The 19,004-nt window shown below is 62.3% G+C and carries 13 protein-coding genes; 2 read left to right on the forward strand and 11 right to left on the reverse strand.

What is annotated here, in order from left to right; all coding sequences use genetic code 11:
* Window positions 1-36 precede the first annotated feature (36 nt).
* From JFN93_RS10220 to JFN93_RS10250, 7 genes are all read right to left on the reverse strand, one after another.
* Entirely contained in the window at window positions 37-2,802 is a 2,766-nt protein-coding gene (locus JFN93_RS10220; protein ID WP_199383967.1) for an aconitate hydratase, read from the reverse strand.
* Between the two features lie 1,081 nt (window positions 2,803-3,883).
* Entirely contained in the window at window positions 3,884-4,156 is a 273-nt protein-coding gene (locus tag JFN93_RS10225; protein ID WP_199383968.1) for a hypothetical protein, read from the reverse strand.
* An 11-nt stretch (window positions 4,157-4,167) separates the two neighbouring features.
* Window positions 4,168-5,244, reverse strand: a complete 1,077-nt coding sequence (locus tag JFN93_RS10230) for an HD-GYP domain-containing protein (protein WP_199383969.1) — start codon at window positions 5,242-5,244, stop codon at window positions 4,168-4,170.
* Between the two features lie 265 nt (window positions 5,245-5,509).
* Window positions 5,510-6,136, reverse strand: coding sequence for an NAD(P)H-dependent oxidoreductase (locus tag JFN93_RS10235; RefSeq protein WP_199383970.1), 627 nt, complete (start codon window positions 6,134-6,136; stop codon window positions 5,510-5,512).
* 11 nt (window positions 6,137-6,147) lie between these two features.
* Window positions 6,148-10,587, reverse strand: a complete 4,440-nt coding sequence (locus JFN93_RS10240; protein ID WP_199383971.1) for an efflux RND transporter permease subunit — start codon at window positions 10,585-10,587, stop codon at window positions 6,148-6,150.
* Between the two features lie 26 nt (window positions 10,588-10,613).
* Window positions 10,614-11,840 carry an efflux RND transporter periplasmic adaptor subunit gene (locus JFN93_RS10245; RefSeq protein ID WP_199383972.1) on the reverse strand — a complete coding sequence of 409 codons (1,227 nt, stop codon included), beginning with the start codon at window positions 11,838-11,840 and terminating at the stop codon, window positions 10,614-10,616.
* A gap of 201 nt (window positions 11,841-12,041) precedes the next feature.
* Window positions 12,042-12,671 carry an NAD(P)H-dependent oxidoreductase gene (locus JFN93_RS10250; protein WP_199383973.1) on the reverse strand — a complete coding sequence of 210 codons (630 nt, stop codon included), beginning with the start codon at window positions 12,669-12,671 and terminating at the stop codon, window positions 12,042-12,044.
* Window positions 12,672-12,921: 250 nt separating this feature from the next.
* Here JFN93_RS10250 and JFN93_RS10255 point away from each other — a divergent pair, with 250 nt between their 5' ends.
* Window positions 12,922-14,463, forward strand: coding sequence for a sigma 54-interacting transcriptional regulator (locus JFN93_RS10255; protein WP_199383974.1), 1,542 nt, complete (start codon window positions 12,922-12,924; stop codon window positions 14,461-14,463).
* Between the two features lie 103 nt (window positions 14,464-14,566).
* Here JFN93_RS10255 and JFN93_RS10260 read toward each other — a convergent pair whose 3' ends face one another.
* Together JFN93_RS10260 and JFN93_RS10265 are read right to left on the reverse strand one after the other, a co-directional pair.
* Window positions 14,567-15,331: an MlaA family lipoprotein gene (locus JFN93_RS10260; protein WP_199383975.1), complete on the reverse strand. Its 765-nt coding sequence runs from the start codon at window positions 15,329-15,331 to the stop codon at window positions 14,567-14,569.
* A 10-nt stretch (window positions 15,332-15,341) separates the two neighbouring features.
* Window positions 15,342-16,640, reverse strand: coding sequence for an alpha/beta fold hydrolase family protein (locus JFN93_RS10265; RefSeq protein WP_199383976.1), 1,299 nt, complete (start codon window positions 16,638-16,640; stop codon window positions 15,342-15,344).
* A 352-nt stretch (window positions 16,641-16,992) separates the two neighbouring features.
* On the opposite strand from JFN93_RS10265, the gene JFN93_RS10270 reads away from it, so the two are divergent.
* Window positions 16,993-17,652 carry a hypothetical protein gene (locus JFN93_RS10270; RefSeq protein ID WP_199383977.1) on the forward strand — a complete coding sequence of 220 codons (660 nt, stop codon included), beginning with the start codon at window positions 16,993-16,995 and terminating at the stop codon, window positions 17,650-17,652.
* A gap of 704 nt (window positions 17,653-18,356) precedes the next feature.
* Here JFN93_RS10270 and JFN93_RS10275 read toward each other — a convergent pair.
* Together JFN93_RS10275 and JFN93_RS26085 are read right to left on the reverse strand one after the other, a co-directional pair.
* Window positions 18,357-18,530, reverse strand: a complete 174-nt coding sequence (locus JFN93_RS10275) for a hypothetical protein (protein WP_199383978.1) — start codon at window positions 18,528-18,530, stop codon at window positions 18,357-18,359.
* An 87-nt stretch (window positions 18,531-18,617) separates the two neighbouring features.
* Window positions 18,618-18,941 carry a DUF6538 domain-containing protein gene (locus tag JFN93_RS26085; protein WP_407931880.1) on the reverse strand — a complete coding sequence of 108 codons (324 nt, stop codon included), beginning with the start codon at window positions 18,939-18,941 and terminating at the stop codon, window positions 18,618-18,620.
* Window positions 18,942-19,004 lie beyond the last annotated feature (63 nt).

Here is a 19,004-nt window from a genome sequence, read left to right on the forward strand (position 1 = left end):
TGGGAATCGAACCCGGGACCTGCTCATGGGTTTCCCTCACCTGGCGGCGCGGAGGTTACGCAGCACGTAGGGCAGAATTCCGCCGTTTCGGAAATAGCGGGTCTCGGTGGGGGTGTCGATGCGAACCTGGACTTGGAACGTCTTGGCATCGGCCTGGACGTTGACGCGGCTCCCGGCCTCGACGTTCGCAACCTCCCGGATGGTATACGTCTCCTCTCCGGTCAGCCCAAGCGACGCCGCGCTTTCCCCGGGGAGAAACTGCAGCGGGAGGATCCCCATCCCGATCAGGTTGGAGCGGTGGATTCTTTCGAAGGATTCGGCCAGCACCGCCCTTACCCCGAGCAGCATGGTCCCTTTTGCCGCCCAGTCGCGCGAGGAGCCGGAGCCGTACTCCTTTCCGGCGATGATGAGCAGCGGCACCCCGTCGGCCCGGTACCTTTCCGCGGCGTCGAAGATGGAGATGACGGAGCCGTCCGGCAGGTACCTCGTGACACCCCCTTCCTGGCCGGATGCGAGCGCGTTGCGCAGCCTGATGTTGGCGAAGGTGCCGCGGATCATTACCTCGTGGTTTCCGCGCCGGGAGCCGTAGCTGTTGAAGTCCTCCCGCGGCACCCCCCTTTCGCTCAGGTACCGCCCCGCCGGAGAATCAGGCTTGATGGAACCGGCCGGGCTGATGTGGTCGGTGGTCACCGAGTCCCCCAGGCGCGCGAGCACCCTCCCGCCGACGATATCCCCGATCGCCGCCGGTTCGGCGCCGACCCCGTCGAAGTAGGGGGGGCGGCGGATGTAGGTCGACTCCGTCCCCCACTGGTACTGCCTCCCTTCCGGAACCGCGAGGTCCCTCCAGCGCTCTTCCCCGAGGTAGAGATCCCCGTAGGCCTGCGAAAACAGCTCCGGCGCCACCACGTCCGAGACCAACCGGCGCACTTCCTCCGCGGTGGGCCACAGCTCGGCCAGGTAGACCGGCTTTCCTTCGGCATCTTCACCCAGCGGTTCGGTCGCGAAATCGAAATCCATGGTTCCGGCCAGGGCATAGGCGACGACGAGGGGGGGAGAGGCGAGATAGTTCATCTTCACCTCCGGATTGATCCTCCCCTCGAAGTTACGGTTGCCGGACAGCACCGAGACCACCGCGAGTTCACCGGACTTCACCGCCTCGCTCACCTCGGGGATCAGGGGGCCGGAGTTGCCGATGCAGGTGGTGCATCCATAGCCGACGAGGTTGAAGCCGAGCCGCTCCAGGTCGGCACGCACCCCCCCCTTCTCGTAGTACTCCATCACCACCTTGGAACCGGGAGCGAGCGTGGTCTTCACCCAGGGTTTCCGCTGCAGCCCCCGGCGCACCGCATTGCGGGCCAGCAGGGCCGCCGCCAGCATCACGTCCGGATTGGAGGTGTTGGTGCAGGAGGTGATGGCGGCGATGACCACGCTGCCGTGGTCGAGCTCGACCTCGGTCCCGTCGATACGGGCCCGGACCCGCTGGTGCGGCCAGAGCCCCTCCGCCGGCTCGAGCGCGGGATGCGGCAGGTCCGATCGCTTCTCCCCGATGGCGGCTGCCGCATCCGAGGCCGGAAAGGACTCCGCGCTCGCCTCGTCGATCCCCCCCGGCTCGAGTTCTGCGGCCGGCGCCGTCTCGGGCGGCGGAGGCGCCACGTACGAGGAGATGGCACAGCGCCAGGCTTTCTTGCTCTCAGCCAGGGGGACGCGGTCCTGGGGCCGCCTCGGCCCGGCCAGGGCCGGTTGCACCGATGCCAGGTCCAGTTCGAGCTTCTCGGTGAAAAGAGGCTCCCGCGCCGGGTCGTGCCACATCCCCTGGGCCCGGTAGTAGGCCTCCACCAGCCGGATCTGCTCCTCGCTGCGCCCGGTGAGCCTCAGGTACTTGGTGGTCTCCTCGTCGACCGGGAAGATGGCCGCGGTGGAGCCGTATTCGGGGCTCATGTTGCCGATGGTGGCGCGATCGGCGACCGCTATCGAGGCGATGCCGGGGCCGTAGAATTCCACGAACTTTCCTACCACCCCGTGCCGGCGCAGCATCTCGGTCACCGTGAGCACGAGATCGGTCGCGGTGGTGCCGGCGGGAAGGGCGCCGTGCAGTTTGAAGCCGACCACCTTGGGGATGAGCATCGCCACGGGCTGGCCCAGCATCGCCGCTTCCGCCTCGATGCCCCCCACCCCCCAACCGAGCACCCCCAGCCCGTTGATCATGGTGGTGTGGCTATCGGTTCCGACCAGGGTGTCGGGAAAGGCAACCCCATCCTTTACCATGACCCCGCGCGCCAGGTACTCCAGGTTCACCTGATGACAGATCCCGGTATTGGGGGGGACCACCACGACGTTGGCGAACGCCTGTTGCGCCCAGCGCAGAAACCGGTAGCGCTCCTGGTTCCGGTCAAACTCGATGTCGGCATTGATGCGGAAGGCGTCGGGAGTGCCGAACCGTTCCGCGATGATGGAATGGTCGATGATCAGCTCCACCGGCGCCAAAGGGTTCACCACCCCCGGATCCCCGCCCCAGGCCTGCATCGCGTCACGCATGGTGGCCAGGTCGACCATGCAGGGGACCCCGGTGAAATCCTGCATCAGAACCCGTGCCGGGGTGAAGGAGATCTCCGTCGTGGGCTCCTCGGCGGGGTCCCAGTTCTGAAGGGCTACCACCCCTTCCTCGTTTCCGTGCCGGAGCAGGTTTTCCAGGAGAACCTTCAGGGAATAGGGGAGCCGCTCGCTGCCGGCGACGCCGGCAAGGGGGAAGTAGCGGTAGGTGGAACCGGCGACGGTAAGGGAATCGGCTGCTGGAAATGGCATTGAACCTCCTGCATAAGGTGATGAAGTCGCTGCCGCGCGGAAAAAGCCTCCCCGGCAAAGTGAGGAGGACCGCGCGCCGGATTCCCGGCTCTTCGGCCCGGCAGACACGAGATAAGATGACGACAAGAGTAAGCCAGTAATGTCTCAAAAGACGTTGGTTACTGGATGAAGCGGACGTTCCATGGGAGCCTTACGCTACGAGCACAACCCCGCGCCCACTGACGATCGAACTTCGGAATACTATCAGGCAAACTGCCCTGGTCAATTTGCTTTCAAGTTAAAAATGGTGCTATGCCAGGTCCGCGTGCAGAGTATCCGGACGGTTGTTCCGCCTTCATTCAGACTCGAAGCCGGTCAACCGGAGGGGCCTCCCGTTCCAGGGCGATGCCCGGTTGCGCCGGAGGAGCCGCACGTTATTCAGGACGGGATCTCCGAAGGATCGGCACCTTGGTTCCGCCGCACCGGTCGGAAAGGTCGTGCCTCCGGCCCCGGTATCAAAAAAAGGTTAGCGAAAAGGGAAGGGGGGATTACGCTGCTGGCAGGATTACACAGGATTACGTTCGGGAATTGTCGGAGAAGGGTTGGCTGAAGCACATGGGAATCGAATCCGTGGGTGTAAGTAGAAGATAAATCTGGTTCCTTGAGAGAATGTAACGTAAAAACTTTTGGTTAGGTTCTGAAGTCTGGTTGGTCTTGTCCCCAAAAGTGACCAAAAATAGGCTGATGATGAAGAAAATTTGGCGAAATGTCCAGTTGTCTAATTGTTAAGTGCCAGCACATCGTGGACAGTTTTGAGTGCCACGACATCGTGGACGGGCTAGTGAGAATCAGCGAATGGCGGATGTCGCCGGCCGAGGAATAGCATCACTTTTCCAGCACGTTGACTCCCTTACGGCCTCACCTGTCTCCTTGGCCTCATGGTGCAGAAATGCTGCTAGTCTACGATGTTCTGGCACAAAATTTCGTCCACGATGTCGTGGCACTCAACATCTAATCGCTAGTTCCGGATGTAGGAAGAACCCGTGAAGACGGGGCATTTTTAGGGGGGGGGCTGCCGGCAGTGCCTGCTTGCGTGTCATCATCAGGGGGCCGGGGCGACAGAGGGGGCGTACGAGCGGGAGCGTAGCCGGAAGTTGAGAAAGGCGAAAAGGTTCACTGCAAACAGGTGGCTGTCGCCATTGACGGTGGAGCGCCATTCGGGGGAAAGGGAATGGGCCTCGGAAAAGTCCCGCCACCACGTTTGGCGTTCGCTCCAGTCGGCAAGGGCGGTGAATCCGTCCTGAGAAAGGACAGTTCCCCCCGGGATAGTGACGTGTTTCTTGAAAAAGGTGTCGATGCTTTCATGGGTGATCATGCTTCTTATCCTCAAATGTAGTTGGGGGAGTCGTTGTCTGCGGTGTTGCGGGGATTGTGGTCGCAAAAGACGAATCCTGTGTCGATGAGTCGGATACAGGCATCTACCACGGCGGGATCGTATGCCGTCCCGCGGGCTTGCCATATCTCATCCCGGGCGGATGCCAGTCCCTTCCCAAGTCGGTAGGGACGGTGCGACGACATCGCCTCGACGACGTCGGCGACCGCCAGAATCCGTGACTCAAGCAGGATCTGGCTCGCCATGACACCGGCGGGGTAGCCGCTGCCGTCCAGGCGCTCGTGATGCTGGTGGACGATGAGGGGAACCGGCCAAGGGAATTCGATGTTCTTCAACATCTCGTAGCCGACCTCGGCGTGGCTCTTAATCAACTCCATCTCGATCCGGGTGAGTTGCCCCGGCCGGGTGAGGATCTCCGCCGGCACGTACAACTTCCCGACATCGTGGAGAATCGCCGCGGTCCAAATGGCGTCCAGGCTCTGGACCGCCTCCCCGCCGAGCTCTTCCGCCAGGGCGCAGGCAAGCTGCGCCACCCGGTGCTGGTGCCCCGCAGTGTAGGGATCCCGTTTCTCCACCGCGTAGCTCAGTGCCTGGACGGTCTCGCCCAGGATGCGGTTCATCTTCCCCAGGCTCTCCTTGAGCTGCGACTCCAACTTCATCTTCGCTATCTTCTCCGTCATGTCGTAAATGACTGCCATGGTTGCCACGACCCGGTTTTTACTGTCGAAGACGGGAGCCGAGGAATAGCTGATAACCATGGTCCGGCCGTCTTTTGTCGCAGCCTCCATCGGGAGGGAATGAAAGACCTCCCGGTTCAGGGTACGCCGGCGCAGGGCCTCGTACTCCTCCCAGTTGGGACCGGCAAGAATCTGAATCGGCAGGTCCAGCACCTCTGCTTCCAGCCATCCGGTGATGTCCTCCGCGGCGTGGTTCCAAAGGATGATCTTCCCCTCAAGATCGAAAGCGATGATTCCCAAAGGCGACGCCTTCACCAATGCCACCAGATGTTTCTCGTTGGATCCCAGCAGCCCTCGTTTCCACTGTGTCGACGGTAGGACGTTTCCTGTCATGGGATACCTCTGCCTCCTTCACGTTTTGTGGGTTCAGGCGAATCGGGTCGTCCGGACCAGCAAGATGGCCCGATTGGCGCTGATCGCTGTTTTATCCGCGTCGGGTCCGCTGCTGCGTCGCTCCGGCCTCTCCCTTGTCGCAACCTGTCTCCTCCCGGCCGGATTTCCCGGGCCCAAAAGCGATGCAGGCGGCCAAAAGCCACGCCGCGACAGTAACCACGGTCAGGATGCCTATCGCGATCTCTATGGTGATTTCTCTCATCCCTTAGAAGCGGAGGGCGAGGTCCATCAGTTTGCGGAGGACTTTTTCGTACTGCGCATCGTGCCCCTCTTCCACCTCGTCTTGATCCAGAAGCGCCACTTCCTGGTCAGCCACCCCCAGATTGCCGAGCACGGTACTGAGGTAGTTCACGCTGAAATCGGTGCTTTTGCCGTGGCGGTAAGAGGGGGCGTGAATATGAAGCGATCGCTTGGTCTCGCCAGGCAGAGTCTCCGGACGCCGGCCAGTGGCGAGGCGGTAGCTACGGTTGGGGACCCAGATAGCATCGACGTACATCTTAAATTCTGCCGGGAACCAGAGGTTGAGGCTTTGCGTCACGAAGACGTACTTGTCGCAGGCCTCGAACTGGTCTGCCAGTCGCCAGAGCCGGATTACCTTGCGTCTTTCGTCGTCGCTCAGGTCGATCAGGTCGTCGCCGCGCGCCATCCGGTGAAAGGCGTTGTGCACGTCCAAGTCGAGGCGCGGGATCGGGTCGCGGTAGAGGCCGAGAACGCGCACCACGTCCCGGGGATTCCAGCGCAGATACTCGTTCAAAAACTCCTGCCCGAGTGTCTGGGTGCGCGACGCCTCTGGGGGGGCGATACTGCAGGTTATGTACAGCAGGTTGGCCATTCTTTTCTCCCTTACCGGCTCGACGAAAGGACCCCGCGGAGCCGGTCGATCTCGTCCCGGGCCAGCCGGAACTCCAGCGATGCCTGCAGTTCCTCCATCTCCGCCCTCTTCAGGGCGGCAACGGTGTCGGCGTGCTTCGCCGCGGTCACCGTTCCTGCCTTCAGGCCGTTTTCGCTGAGCCGCGCGTTCTCCCTGGCAAGGAGCAGCGCCTCGCATGCCACTTCCACCATCTTTCGGCACCGCTCCAGCTTGCGGTACGCCTTGTCCAGGTCGATCCCGATTCGCTTGTCGATCCGGGCCAGGTTCTCCTCGGCCTGCGACTGCTGCGCAGCCCGCGCTCCGATCTCCCCTTTGCGTTTGCCCCAGTCGAAGATGTTCCAGGTCAGCTCTGCGCCGAAGATACCGACGTTCCTGGGCAAAAGCGGCGCGCCGTCCTGGTAGCCGTGCTTGGCGAAAAGGGTGAGGTCGGGGATGTAGTCGTACCGGGCGGCTTGCACCGCGTGCCGGGACTTCTCCACCGTCACCCGGGCCGCGATCAGTTCGCCGTTTCGGGCCCGGGCTTCGTCATAGGACTCCTCCTTGGGCGTTTCGGCCAGGTTCGGAAACCCGGCCTCGCTCACCTCGATGATCGAGTCGCTGGGGAGGCCGAGGAGGTCGTCGAGCTCCGAGGTGACGTCCGAGACGTGGGTTTCCGCGGCGAGCAGGGCGTGGCGCCCCTGGAGGAGCTTCGCCCGCGCCCCGGTGACCGCGACGTCGAGGACGTTGCCGCTCTTCACCCCTTCCTCGCTTTCGTGCAGGTTCTCCTGGGCCGCCTTGAGCGCTGCCTGGGCGGCCTCACGCTCCTGGTACGAGATAAGGAGCGCGTAGTAGAGCTGGTGCACGGCAATGACGGTGTCGTTCTCGGAGCGGTTTACCTCCGCCTGGGCGATCCCCCGCTCGCTCCGGGCGATCTCGTTGGCTTCCCGGATCTTGAGTAGCTGCGTCACGGGTTGGGCCAGCGTCGTCTCGCTGTACAGGACGGTGGAGGAGCTCTGGTTGATCTTGACGTCGTGGTCGGGGAAGGGGCCTCCGCCGATGTTCCCCAGGCTTCCCCCCGGTATGGTGACCAGTTGCCGGTCGGAGAGCGCCAGGTACTTGGTGCTGTTGGAAAGTTGCGGGAAGTACTGGGAGCGCGCCGAGAGCATCCTCTGCTCATTCTCCCCAACTCTGCTCCGGGCGATTTTGAGCCCGGGGTTCTGCTTCAGGGCGGTTTCCACCGCCTCGGAGAGGGTGAGTCGGTAGGTAACCGGCTCCGCGGACGCGTTTTTCCCTCCGGCAAAAAGCAGTACCGCAACCCCGGCGGCCAGGGCCACCTTCGGATTACCGGAGGCCTCCTTGAGCGAGCCCTTCAAAGAGCGCCCCTTGACGACCACGAAGAGGACCGGGACGACGAGCAGGGTGAAGAACATCGAGAAGATGAGGCCGAAGGCGATGACGCTCGCCAGCGGGCTCCACAGGCTCGACCCGGAGAGGATCATCGGGGTGACCCCGACGGCGGCGGCCATGGTGGTGAGGAAAATCGGACGCAGCCGCCGTGCTCCTGCTTCGCACGCCGCATCTTCCAGGGACGAGCCTTCGGCGAGCCGTTCGTTGCAGTAGTCAACCAGGATGATGCCATTTCTCACCACGATGCCGCACAGGCTGATCAGCCCCATGAAGGCGGTAAAGCCGAAGGGGTTGTGGGTGATGACCAGCCCCAGGATCGCCCCGAAGAGGGTGAGCGGGATCGAGGCCATGACCACCAGCGGCTCGAAGATGCTCCGGAACTGCACGAGGAGGACCAGAAAGATCGCCACGAGGCTGATCCCCAGCGCAACGAGCATCTGCGGGAAGGTCTCCCCCTGGTTCTCAAATTCGCCACCGTAGTCGATCCGGTATCCGGCCGGCAGCTCCAGCGCCTTGATCTTGGGCTTCACCTGCTCCAGGAGCTCCGAGGCGTAGTGGCCGGGCTTCACGAAGGAGCGGATGGTAAGGGTCCGCACCCCGTTTCTGCGCACGATCCTGCTGGTCTGCCACTCCGGCGCCAGGGTGGCGACCGCCCGGAGCGGTACCCGTGCCTGGGTCAGCCCGGAGCTTAGATAGGTGTTGCCGATGTCGGCAAAATGCGAGCGCGAGGACTGATCCAGCCGCAGCTTGATGTTGACCGGACGGTCCCCTTCCCAGAAAGTGGAGACCGAGGCGCCGTCGAAGGCGCCGGCGAGGGTCTGGGAGACCGCGGCGTCGGTGATGCCGAGACGGTTGGAGAGCTCGTCGTTCACCTTCACGTCCACCATGTACGAGTCGTTGAAGTAATCCCGGTAGACGTACTGGGAGTACGGGACGTTCTCCAGGATTGCCTGAACCTTTTCCCCAAGGCGTTTCAGCTCCGTCACGTCGTCGCCGGAGATCCGCACCTCGACCGGGGCCTCCATCTGGGCTCCCTGCTGGAGCTCCTTCACGATCACCGTCGCCTCGGGCGCCAGTGCGGCCAGGGACGGGCGGAGCTCCTTCACCAGCCGCGAGGTCTCCGCGATGGAGGTCGTGTTGACGATGAACTGGCCGTAGGCGCCGTCGGGCTGCTGGGGGTTGACGTTGTAGTAGAACCTCGGTGCGCTCTGGCCGACAAAGGTGGCGTAGTGGGCGACCCCCTTGCGGGAGGCGAGGGATTTTTCGATCCGCCCCATGACGGAGTCGGTCGCCTCGATCCTGGTTCCCTGGGGCATCCAGACGTCGATCACGAACTGGTTGCGCTCGGCGGAGGGGAAGAACTGCTGCGGCACTACGGCGAAGAGGAGCACGCCGAAGACAAAGGCCGCTCCGCCGAGGGCGTAGGCGAGCCACTTGCGTTTCATGAACCGGGCGATCGCGACTCCGTACTGGTCCTGGAGCAGGTCCAAAAGACTCCGTTTCTTCTTGCCGTGGGCCTCCGCGGCTGCGTCGTGATCGTGCAGCCCTTTCTTGATGAAGAACCGGCAGAGCATCGGGGTCAGCATGACCGCCACCACGAAAGAGACGGCCAGCGCGATGGCCACGGTGACCGGCAGCGCCATGATGAATTCGCCGACCGAACCGGTGATGATCAAAAGCGGCAGGAACGAGGCGATGATGGTGATGGTCGCGGTGAGCACCGGGACCAGGACGTCGCTGGCGCACCGCCAGGCGGCCTCCGTCTTGGGTACCTTGTGGTCCAGAAGCTCGACGTAGTTGTCGGCGATGACGATGGCGTCGTCGACGACGATCCCCAAGACCATGATCAGCCCGGCGATGGAGACCTGGTGCAGGGCAATCCCCATCGCGTCCATGACCCCCAGCGTGCCACACAGGGTCACCGGTATCGCCAGGGCGGCGATGAGCGCCACCCGCAAGGGGAGGAGCACGATGGTCACCAGGACGACCGAGATGATGGCGAGGAGAAACTCGTGGGAGAGCTTCTCCACCCGCTCCTTGACCACTCCCGGCTGGTTGGCGACCAGGTCCAACTGCACGTCAGGGGGGAGGAGCACCTTGAGGCGCTGCATCACCTTGTCCAGCTTCTCGCCCAGCTCGACGATGTTCTTCCCCTTCTGCATCTCCACCGACAGGAGCAGGCACGGGTCCCCGTCGTAGCGCACCATAAAGGAGGGATCCTGGTAGCGGCGCTCCACGTTGGCGAAGTCCTTGATGTAGGCGGGGTGGCCGTCCTTGGAGACGTCCACGAGCACGTTGCGGATGTCGTTTTCGGTATTGAAGATCCCCGTGCTTCTCATGGGTATCTTGGATTGGTCGCCGTCGAAATTCCCCCCGCTCTGGATGACGTTGCGTTCCCTGAGCGCGTTCGCCACCTGGCGCGGTTCCGCGAAGTACTGCGCCATCCTTTCCAGGCTGCTGGTGATCCAGATCTCTTCCTGCTGGTTCCCGTAGGTGGAGAGCTTGCCGACCTCGCGGACGGTGCGCATCTCGTCGTGGATCTTGTCGGCGTAGTCCCTCAGTTCGCGGTAGCCGTATCGTTTTCCGTGGACGGCGAGCAGCATGGCGACGGTATCGCCGAAATCGGAATCGACCACCGGGCCTCGGACTCCCTCGGGGAGCTCGGTCGCCTTCACCAGATTCAGCTCATGGCGGAGCTTGGCCCAGAAAACGTCCGCGTTCTTGACGCTGTCCTCCAGTTCCACATTGATGATGACCAGGCCGGGGCGGCTCGTGGAATAGGTCTTTTCCTTGCGCACTTCGGGAAACTTGAAGATGTGCTTCTCCAGGGTCTTGGTTACCTGCTTTTCGACCTGCTCCGAGGTCGCTCCGGGATAGAGCGCGGCCACCAGGCCGGTCCGGATGGTGATGGTCGGGTCCTCGGTCCGCTGCATCTTCAGGAAGGCATGGATCCCGATGAGTACGACCATTGCCGTAAGGATGAGGGTGACGGGGGGATAGCGCAGGGAAAACTTTATTGGTGACATGGGATCTTCCTCTCGTTAAACGGCCGTCATTTGCGGTCGGTCTGCTGTTCCGTTGCCGACACGATCAGCCCGTTTCTCAGCTTGGATTGCCCGGCCAGGACGATGGACTCGTTGCCGGAGAGGCCGCTTTTGATCTCGACGTTCCGGTTGACCACCGCTCCCACCTCGACCCGCTTCGCGTAGACGCGCTTTTGGTCGGGATAGTAGACGAACACCTGGGTCGCCCCTTGCGGATCGCGGATCACCGCATCCCCGGGGAGGGTCACCATGTTTACCGTCCGGTCGCCGCGTATGGTCGCCTCGGCCACCATACCCACCCGCAGGGCGTGGTCGGGGTTGGGCACGACGATCCTGGTCATGTAGGTGCGGGTGCTCGGGTCGGCGGAAACGTTGATGACCCGGAGCTTGCCGGAGAACGATTTCTGAGGGAGGGCCGGGACCGCCACGTCCGCCTGCTGCCCCACCCGAACCCGGTGCACGTCAGTCTCGGGCACCCCTACGTTCACCTCCACCGGGTCCATCTGGACGATCTCGAAGACCGGCCGACCGGCGGCGGCGGTGTCACCCGGCTCGATCGCCCGCTTGGCGATGTACCCGCTGGTAGGGGCGACCAGGGTGGCGTCGGAGAGGGCCTTCCGGGCGACCTGGAGGTGGGCCATCGCTCCGCTGTAGGCCGCCCGCGCCAGCTCCTTGTCCTCCTGCTGCCCCCCCATCTTGGCCTGCTCGTACTCCTGTTTGGCTCGCTCGTAGGCCGCCTTGTATTTCAGGAAGTCGTTGGGCGCCATGCTCTTCGAGTCGTAGAGCATCTTCATGCGGCGGTACTCGTCCTCGGCGCGCTCGAAGACGATCCGGGCCTGTTCCAAAAGCTCCGGCCGCGCCGAATGGACGGCTTTTCCCATGGCCGCCTGCGCGTTAGCCACCTGTGCCGCCGCACCCTGCACCGACAGGTTGAAGTCGGTGGGGTCAATGCGCGCCAGGACCTCTCCCTTCTTCACGAAGTCCCCCTCGCGGGGGCCGACGAAGACCACCTTCCCGGAAACCAGGAAGGAGACGTTGGCCGGCGCGTTGGGGGTGGTGACGGTGCCGCTCACCGAAATGGTTTCCTGCTCCTGGGCCTTCTGCACCCTTCCTACCGTCACGGGGACGGGATCGCTGTTCGATGCCTTCTTCTGAGACTCGCTGCAGGCGGCCAGTGCCATTCCCAGTACGGAAAGGCACGCGGCCCGGATTGCGGATCGGAAGCTCTTTGACATTGCAGATACTCCTTTTCTGTTAGTTGGCGTCTTGGCTTTATGTCCTGTGCCCGGCGGTGGCGCTTCGAAAATGGTTTTGAGGGTCATTGAGTGACGCCGCGCGCCGCGCTCACTTTTTCCTGGGTGTCAGTGCGACGACCGCAACCACGACCCAAACGACCACGGTAGCCGCAACTAAAAATTCCATGGTGTCCTCTCCCTTCAAAAACTGCGTGCCAGTTTCAACAGCCTCTGGCGGGCCGCTTCCTGTTCGGCTTCCGGGCCTTTCTCGGGGGCGTCGTCATGGAGAAGCACCGTCTCCTGGTCCGTCACTCCGAGAACTTTCAGGATGGCGCGGAGGTACGGAACGCTTAGGTCCTGCTCGCTGCCGAAGGGAACCGGCGGACCCGCATGCAGGTGCAGTGACCGACGCTGCAGCTTCGGAAGGATGCCTTCCATCCCTTCGGGGGTGTGACGGTAGGTACGGTTGGGAACGCAGACCGCGTCGACGTACATCTTGAATTCCGCCGGAAACCAGAGGTTGATGCTGTGGGTGACAAAGACGTACTTCTCGCACCGGGCGAACTGGTCCGCCAGGCGCCAGATCCGCGTGACCTTCCGCCGCTCCTCGTCCGAAAGGGCGACCGATTCCTCCTCCCGCAAGGTCCGCCTCCAGACGTTCATCACGTCCTCGTCGGTCCGCTGCACGATGTCGCGGTACAGGTCGAGCACTTGCACCTCGTCCTGGGGATGCCAGCTCAGGTATTCGTCCAGGAACTCCTGACCGAGAGAGAGGGTGCAGGATCGGTTTTGGGAGCTGAGATTGCAGGTGACATAGAGTAAATTGGTCATCGAAATCCTCCTCAAGAGCGATCTTGCCTTCCTTATAGCGACATCCGTGCCACCGCTCTATTGCCTGTAAATTAAGCATGTTAGGGGGCTGGCGTCGTGTGTGGTACTGTATTACGTAATTTTCGATTGTGGTATGCCGGTAAACTGGAGTATGCTACGGCATGCCGTAATGGCGGGGAAGGGGGAGCTGCAACTGATGGAAACGCAAGAGAAAGCAGGAGAGAAACGGAGGGGGGCTGGAGAGGAGGCGATGGTAAGTCATGAGGACTTCGTCCGGGAGGTCTCGCTCAGGATCTGCTCCAGCCTTGACATAAAGGAGTCGCTGCGGAGCGCGTTCAATTACCTGAAGGAGCTCGTTCCCCTCGACTTGCTCAGCCTCATCTTCGTCGACGAGCGGCTCGGGGCGTTGCGGCGGATCGGTGAAGCGTTCGACACCGGCCAACCCCCGCCGGACGAGATTCTCCCGTTGCCGGAAGGGATGCTGGAAAAGCTCGCTGCGCGCAATTTTTCCAACCCTCTGGTCATCGATTATCGGGATGACCTATTCCGGGCTCTGGCACCGAAGGTCCAGCCGGAGGGGATTACCGATCTGCTGGTGCCGCTGCGCATCAACGGGAAGCTGGTCGGGGGATTGATCCTGCGTGCCCAAGGTGAGGACCAGTACCGCAGTGAGCACCGGGCGCTGGTGGGAAGCCTCGCCCAGCCCTTCGCGGTAGCCCTGGGCAATGCGCTGGCCCACGAGGAGGTGCTCCGGTATCAGGCGGTCCTTTTGGACGACAAGCGCTTCCTGAACCGGGAGCTCAACCCGGCCGATTCGGACCAGATCATCGGCGGCAGCACCGGGCTGCGCAACGTGATGGAGATGGTGAGCCAGGTGGCACCGCTCAACAACACGATCCTTTTGTTGGGGGAAACCGGGACCGGCAAGGAGGTGATCGCCAACGCCATCCACTTCTCCTCGTCGCGCAAAAACGGCCCGTTCATCAAGGTGAACTGCGGCGCCCTTCCGGAGAACCTGATCGACAGCGAGTTGTTTGGGCACGAAAAGGGGGCTTTCACGGGGGCCCACGCCGAAAGCAGGGGGCGGTTCGAGCGGGCGAACGGGGGGACCATCTTCCTCGATGAGATCGGTGAGCTCCCGCCGACGGCACAGGTACGGCTGCTGCGCGTGCTGCAGACCCACGAGATCGAGCGGGTCGGGGGAAAACGGACCATCCCGGTCGACCTTCGTGTCGTCGCGGCGACGCATCGCAACCTGCGGGATATGGTGGCCGAGGGTAGGTTTCGCGAGGACCTCTGGTACCGGCTGAGCAGCTTCCCGATCATGGTCCCGCCGCTGCGGCTGCGCAAGGAGGACGTCCCCGCGCTGACGCGCCACTTCGTCGAGGTCAAGAGCCGGGAACTGGGTATCCTGGCCCCCCCAACCATCGCACCGGGGGCGCTTTTGCGGCTGACCGAGTACGACTGGCCCGGAAACGTCCGGGAGTTGGAGAACCTGGTGGAGCGCGAGCTGATCCTGCACCATCGCGGGCCGTTGACCTTCGACCTGGCCCTGCCGCGTCAGGAGCAAAAGAGCTGCTCCGCCCCCGCCCCCGGCGCGGGTTCACTCTATCCGTTCAACCTGGACGAGGCGATGGCGGTGCACATCACCGAGGTACTCAAGGTGACCCAGGGGAAGATCCACGGGCCGGGAGGTGCGGCGGAACTGATGGGCATCAACGCCAACACGCTCCGCACGCGGATGGAAAAGCTGGGCATTCCCTTTCCCCGCCAAGCACCCAGGAAACGTTGAATCAGACCGGGTGCTCGATCTTCATCATTATTAACGAGGTAGAAGTCGAGCGTTTCCAAACTGAAACTACCTTCGACTGCCAATGGAGGGGGACGGGAACGTCTCACCTGATAGTTCTCAACTCCCGCTGCTGACTGGAGAGATAGCGGACCATGTAGTATTCGAACGGGTAGTCGCTTTCGAAATAGCGGAAGCTTTCCCGGTAACGGAGATCTATGGTCTCCAAGCCGGTCGTACCCGCCTCGATCTCGGTTCGAGCACCAGTCCCGCCGAACGGATCGGCGGCATTGGCGATCGCCCAACGCACCGCGCCATCGGCCGCAAAGCCTGTTGCACTGCGGACCGTGTTGGGCCCCAGGATCGGCAACACCAAGTAGGGCCCAGTCCCCACCCCCCACGTTTCGAGGGTGTGGTCGAAGTCCTCGTTTTCGCGCCGCATGCCCAAGGAGGTAGCGGGGTCGAATAGACCGCCGATACCGATGGTCGCGTTGGTCACGAAGCGCCCCAAGGTCACCAGCGATTTCTTTCCCTTCGCCTGCAGCACGCAGTTGTAGAAGGTCCGGATCTCGCGGAGGTTGGCGAAAAAGTTGCTGACGCCGGTCCGGGCGAAACCGGGGACCGCCGTCTCGTAGGCGCCCACCACCGGGAGGAGGACGTAGCGGTCCGCCTCGTAGTTGAACTTGTACATGCTCCGGTTGAACCCTTCCCACGGGTCGGGGGTCCGCGACACCATCTCGTCGTCGCGGAATTCGTCCACCGTGTGCATCGGCCGCTCCTCACCGGGGAGGAGCGCTGGGCGCGCGGCGCAGCCGGAGAAGTTCAGGGCCAGCACCAGGATCAGGATCGTTTTGATCACGCGGTCACGCATGTCTTGCCTCCTACCACGTCGACGACCGCAGACGGTCGATGAGAAAGGCCATGTTGTCGCGGTATTCCATGTTTCCCAGGTGGCCGCCGCAGGGATAGACCTTCAGGCGGGGTCCGAATACCCGGCGCAGGTAGTCGACCTCGTCGGGAGCGAGGATGAAGTCGTCCTCGTTGGTGATCACCCCCACCTTCCCGGAGGTGGCGAGGTAGCTTTCAATGCTCTGGATGCTCAAGGCCTCGATCAGGTCCTCCCTGGTGAGGCCGGGGTCCCGGTTCTGGAAATAGGGGACGAAGTACTCGTTGAAGTAGTCCAGAAAAGAGAGATGGAGGGAGGCCCAGAAGTAGTCACTGAGCGAATCGCTGTTTTTCAGAACCCGGTTCGCCGGCACGACGTACCCGCCCCGGGTCATGACATCGGAGACGAAGATCATCCCGGCGCAGCTGATGCGGAAGGAGACCGCGATCGCCCCCCCCGATTCGTCCCGGTCCATGAGGTGCGCCTGGTACGCCGCGTACAAAAAATCGTCGTCGATGGCGACGAAGTCCCCCTTGCGGTAGAAATCGGTGGCTTTGGCAATGACCCGGTTGTAGAACGCTCCGATCCTTCTGGCCCCCCCGGGGATGCGGTCTAAAAGCACCTCGATCCGAGAAACCGATCTGTAGAGGCTTACCGCCGGATTAAGCATCAGCACCCGGCGGAAATTGAAGAGCTTGCGCTCGTCGTCGAGCTTCGCCACGAAGGCCGCCTCCGTCCCCCCGAGACTGTATCCCGCCAGCAGGAAGTCGGAGACCTCGATCCGCCCCTGGCACTGCTTCCAGATCTGCTCCATCACCCGGTACAGGTCGGCGGCATCTTCCGGGAGGAGCCCGGGGACATGGGTCGTGGAGGCGTCGATGATGAAGTTGGGAAAGGTCGGGGAGGGAAGTCCGATCACGTGGAAGCCGGCACGGTACAGGTTTTCCATGAGCGCGACCATCTTCGCCGTCTTGCTGCTGGAGCCGGTCCCGGCGATGAGGAAGACCAGGGGGGCCTTGTGGTCCTGGAACGCCACGGTGTAGCGCAGCCCCCGGTCGTAGAAGAAGATCTCAGGCTTCTTCGGATCCGTCTCCAGGAGTCTGTTCTGCAGTGGGACTTCCCCGGCGACCTTTACCCGGAGCGGCTTCGGGGTCCCCAAAATGCTGGCGGCATAGGCATCGCCAATCGGATAGCCGTAGCCGCTCTCCTCTCCCCGGGCACCTGCCGGAAGCAACAGGAACGCCCCGAGGAGAAGCCCGCACCAGCTTTTGATCCTTGAACCGCTCTTTCTCACCTCGGCCTCCCCTCCACGTTCTTTGGTACCTGCGTCTCGCTCATTAATGCTATAAGAGTGCCAGTCAAAAAAGCCTTGATTACACTGCGTTAGCGGGCGGGCGTCGCCGGCTTTTTCGTTATTCCGTAATCGTCATTGCGGAATACCGTGAAGCGTCGAGGCGCTATGGCATATCGTGAGCGGCGACGGTGGAACGGGCGGATAGGAGCGGGGACCGTTGGGAAAACTGAGCGCACTGAGGAAAAAAGATTAGGGCCTCTCTTGCAAGACGGGAAGAAAAGTGTAGGTATATAAGCCGAAAATAATAAGGCCGGTCCAATGCCGGCTCAGCAAATGCCTGAGGAGGTGCCCTATGAACGCACAGATACCCGTTCCCACGCTGCTCAACCTGAACAGCCTGGCCTCGCTCGGTCCCGCGGAGGCCGTGGCCCTCAAAAACGATGTCATCAAGGCGCTCACCGATCACCCCTTCTTCAAGGATATACCGCTCGCCCCTTTGGCCGCGGCGGGTACGAACCTTGAGGAAAGCGTCCGCCTCACCAGCGCGAGAGACCACTCCAACATCCCGTCCCGTAACATGCATCTTGCGGATGTCATCAAGGAGCTCACCAGGATCGGCTTCCATGTTCAACTGCAGGCAATGGAGGACGAAAGCCAGTTGCACACCACGGCCCTTCCCATCGCGGAGCGCCGCACCAGGACTTTGAAGGGAGGTCGGGCGGCCCTGACGGCGCTTACCGGGTTCGAGGCGATAAACCTCGACGAACCAGGCGCCGCCCTGCTCAACGCCGACAGCCAGGCCGACGCCTTCGGGTACCAGTTCCAATTCACCAAACTGGACCCCGCGGTTGAGGAGAATTGGATCGACGATGCTCCCGTTCCCCATCGGGGGTGCAAGAAGATCGTGATCCAGGGACTCGATTCCCTCTGCAGATACTCCTTCCGAGGCAGAGCGATCGGGGACGACGGGGCCGGTCCCTGGGGCAAACCGGTAACCATACCGGTTACCTGACCCAAAACGGCGACGGGCTCCACGATGGAGCCCGTCGTCTCACCCGAACCGGAGGCCACCCCACAGCAAGGCTCCCTCACGGTAACAGCGCAAACCAGCAGCGAACCTCAACACCGTCCTAAGAAGCAGATGGCGCCTCGTATTTTTCCCACCTCAGCTCCGTATTATCGGAGATCATCTCGTTATTATCGAACGCCTCGTCCTTATTAGCTGACCATGCCTCGCTATTATCGACCGCCCCTTCCGTAATAACGGAGGCCACCTCCTTGTTATCCACCACCCCGTCTTAACTAACGAAGGGTACCTCGCTCTTATCGACCATCCCCTCCTTAATACCTGAGGACACCTCGTATTTATCCCACGCCACCTCCTTGATAGCGGAGGGTCCCTCGCTATTAGCCCCAGCCTCGTCCCGGACAGGGGAGAAAGGTTCGCTATCGGTCCCCCCCCCTTACTTACCAAGGGAGAAGATCCCCTGACGATCCACCACCGCCTCCTCGACGGCGCAGGGCGCCTCGTTGTTTTCGACCCAGCCATCCTTAATAACGGAGGGCATCCCCGTACTTCCCCACACCACCCCGTCACCCTCGGACCCAAGGTCCTTCCTTTCGGCCACCACGTCCATAACAGGGGAGGGGGCCTCGCCGTTATGGACCGCCCCTTCCTCACTACCGGATGTCAAAGCGCCGGAAGAGTTCATCGCATCACTGCAGCCGGAACCGCTCCACCACTGCTTTCAGCCCTACGGCCAGTCGGGCCAGCTGGTTCACCGCCTCCGCTTCCTCGTGTGAGGTGACGGAGGTCATGGTGGCGACACTGGTGATCTGATGGCTGTTGTTGATCTCGCCGATGGTCGCCGTCTGTTCCTCGACCGCCACCGCGATCTGGATCGCGATTTCCGGTTACCTGCCGTCACGGGTTATTGTAATGGCACGGGATGCCCGTCTGTCCTGAACCTCAATTGCTCAAAGCAAGAGTGACTTCCATAGTCGTAGTAGGAGCTCCGAAGCGGTTTTCCTCTGGAGTATGGTGTAAAGGCGCTCCTGGGCCTGGGTCGGTGAGAGCACCCCGATCCGAAGGAGGGTGAAAACCTCCTGCGTTTCTTGCACGTAGGGGTTCACTTCCGTCTGCGCGAGCTTCCGGTCCTTCGTCTTCAGCGATTTGATCAGCTCGGGGGAGGGGATTGCCTGGAGGAGATCCTGCGGGATTTTGATGCGGAAATGAAACGTACCACGGCGTCGATAAAGATACCTTGCGTACCCCCGTTGTGGTGCAACTTGTGGGTACACAGTGGTCAATTCTTTCGGTGCCGCAAATTTAGCCGTAATTTCAGTGAGATGCAGACTTGGGGC

The organism is Geomesophilobacter sediminis, from assembly GCF_016458275.1.
In the GTDB taxonomy this organism is placed as follows: Bacteria; Desulfobacterota; Desulfuromonadia; order Geobacterales; family Geobacteraceae; genus Geomesophilobacter; species Geomesophilobacter sediminis.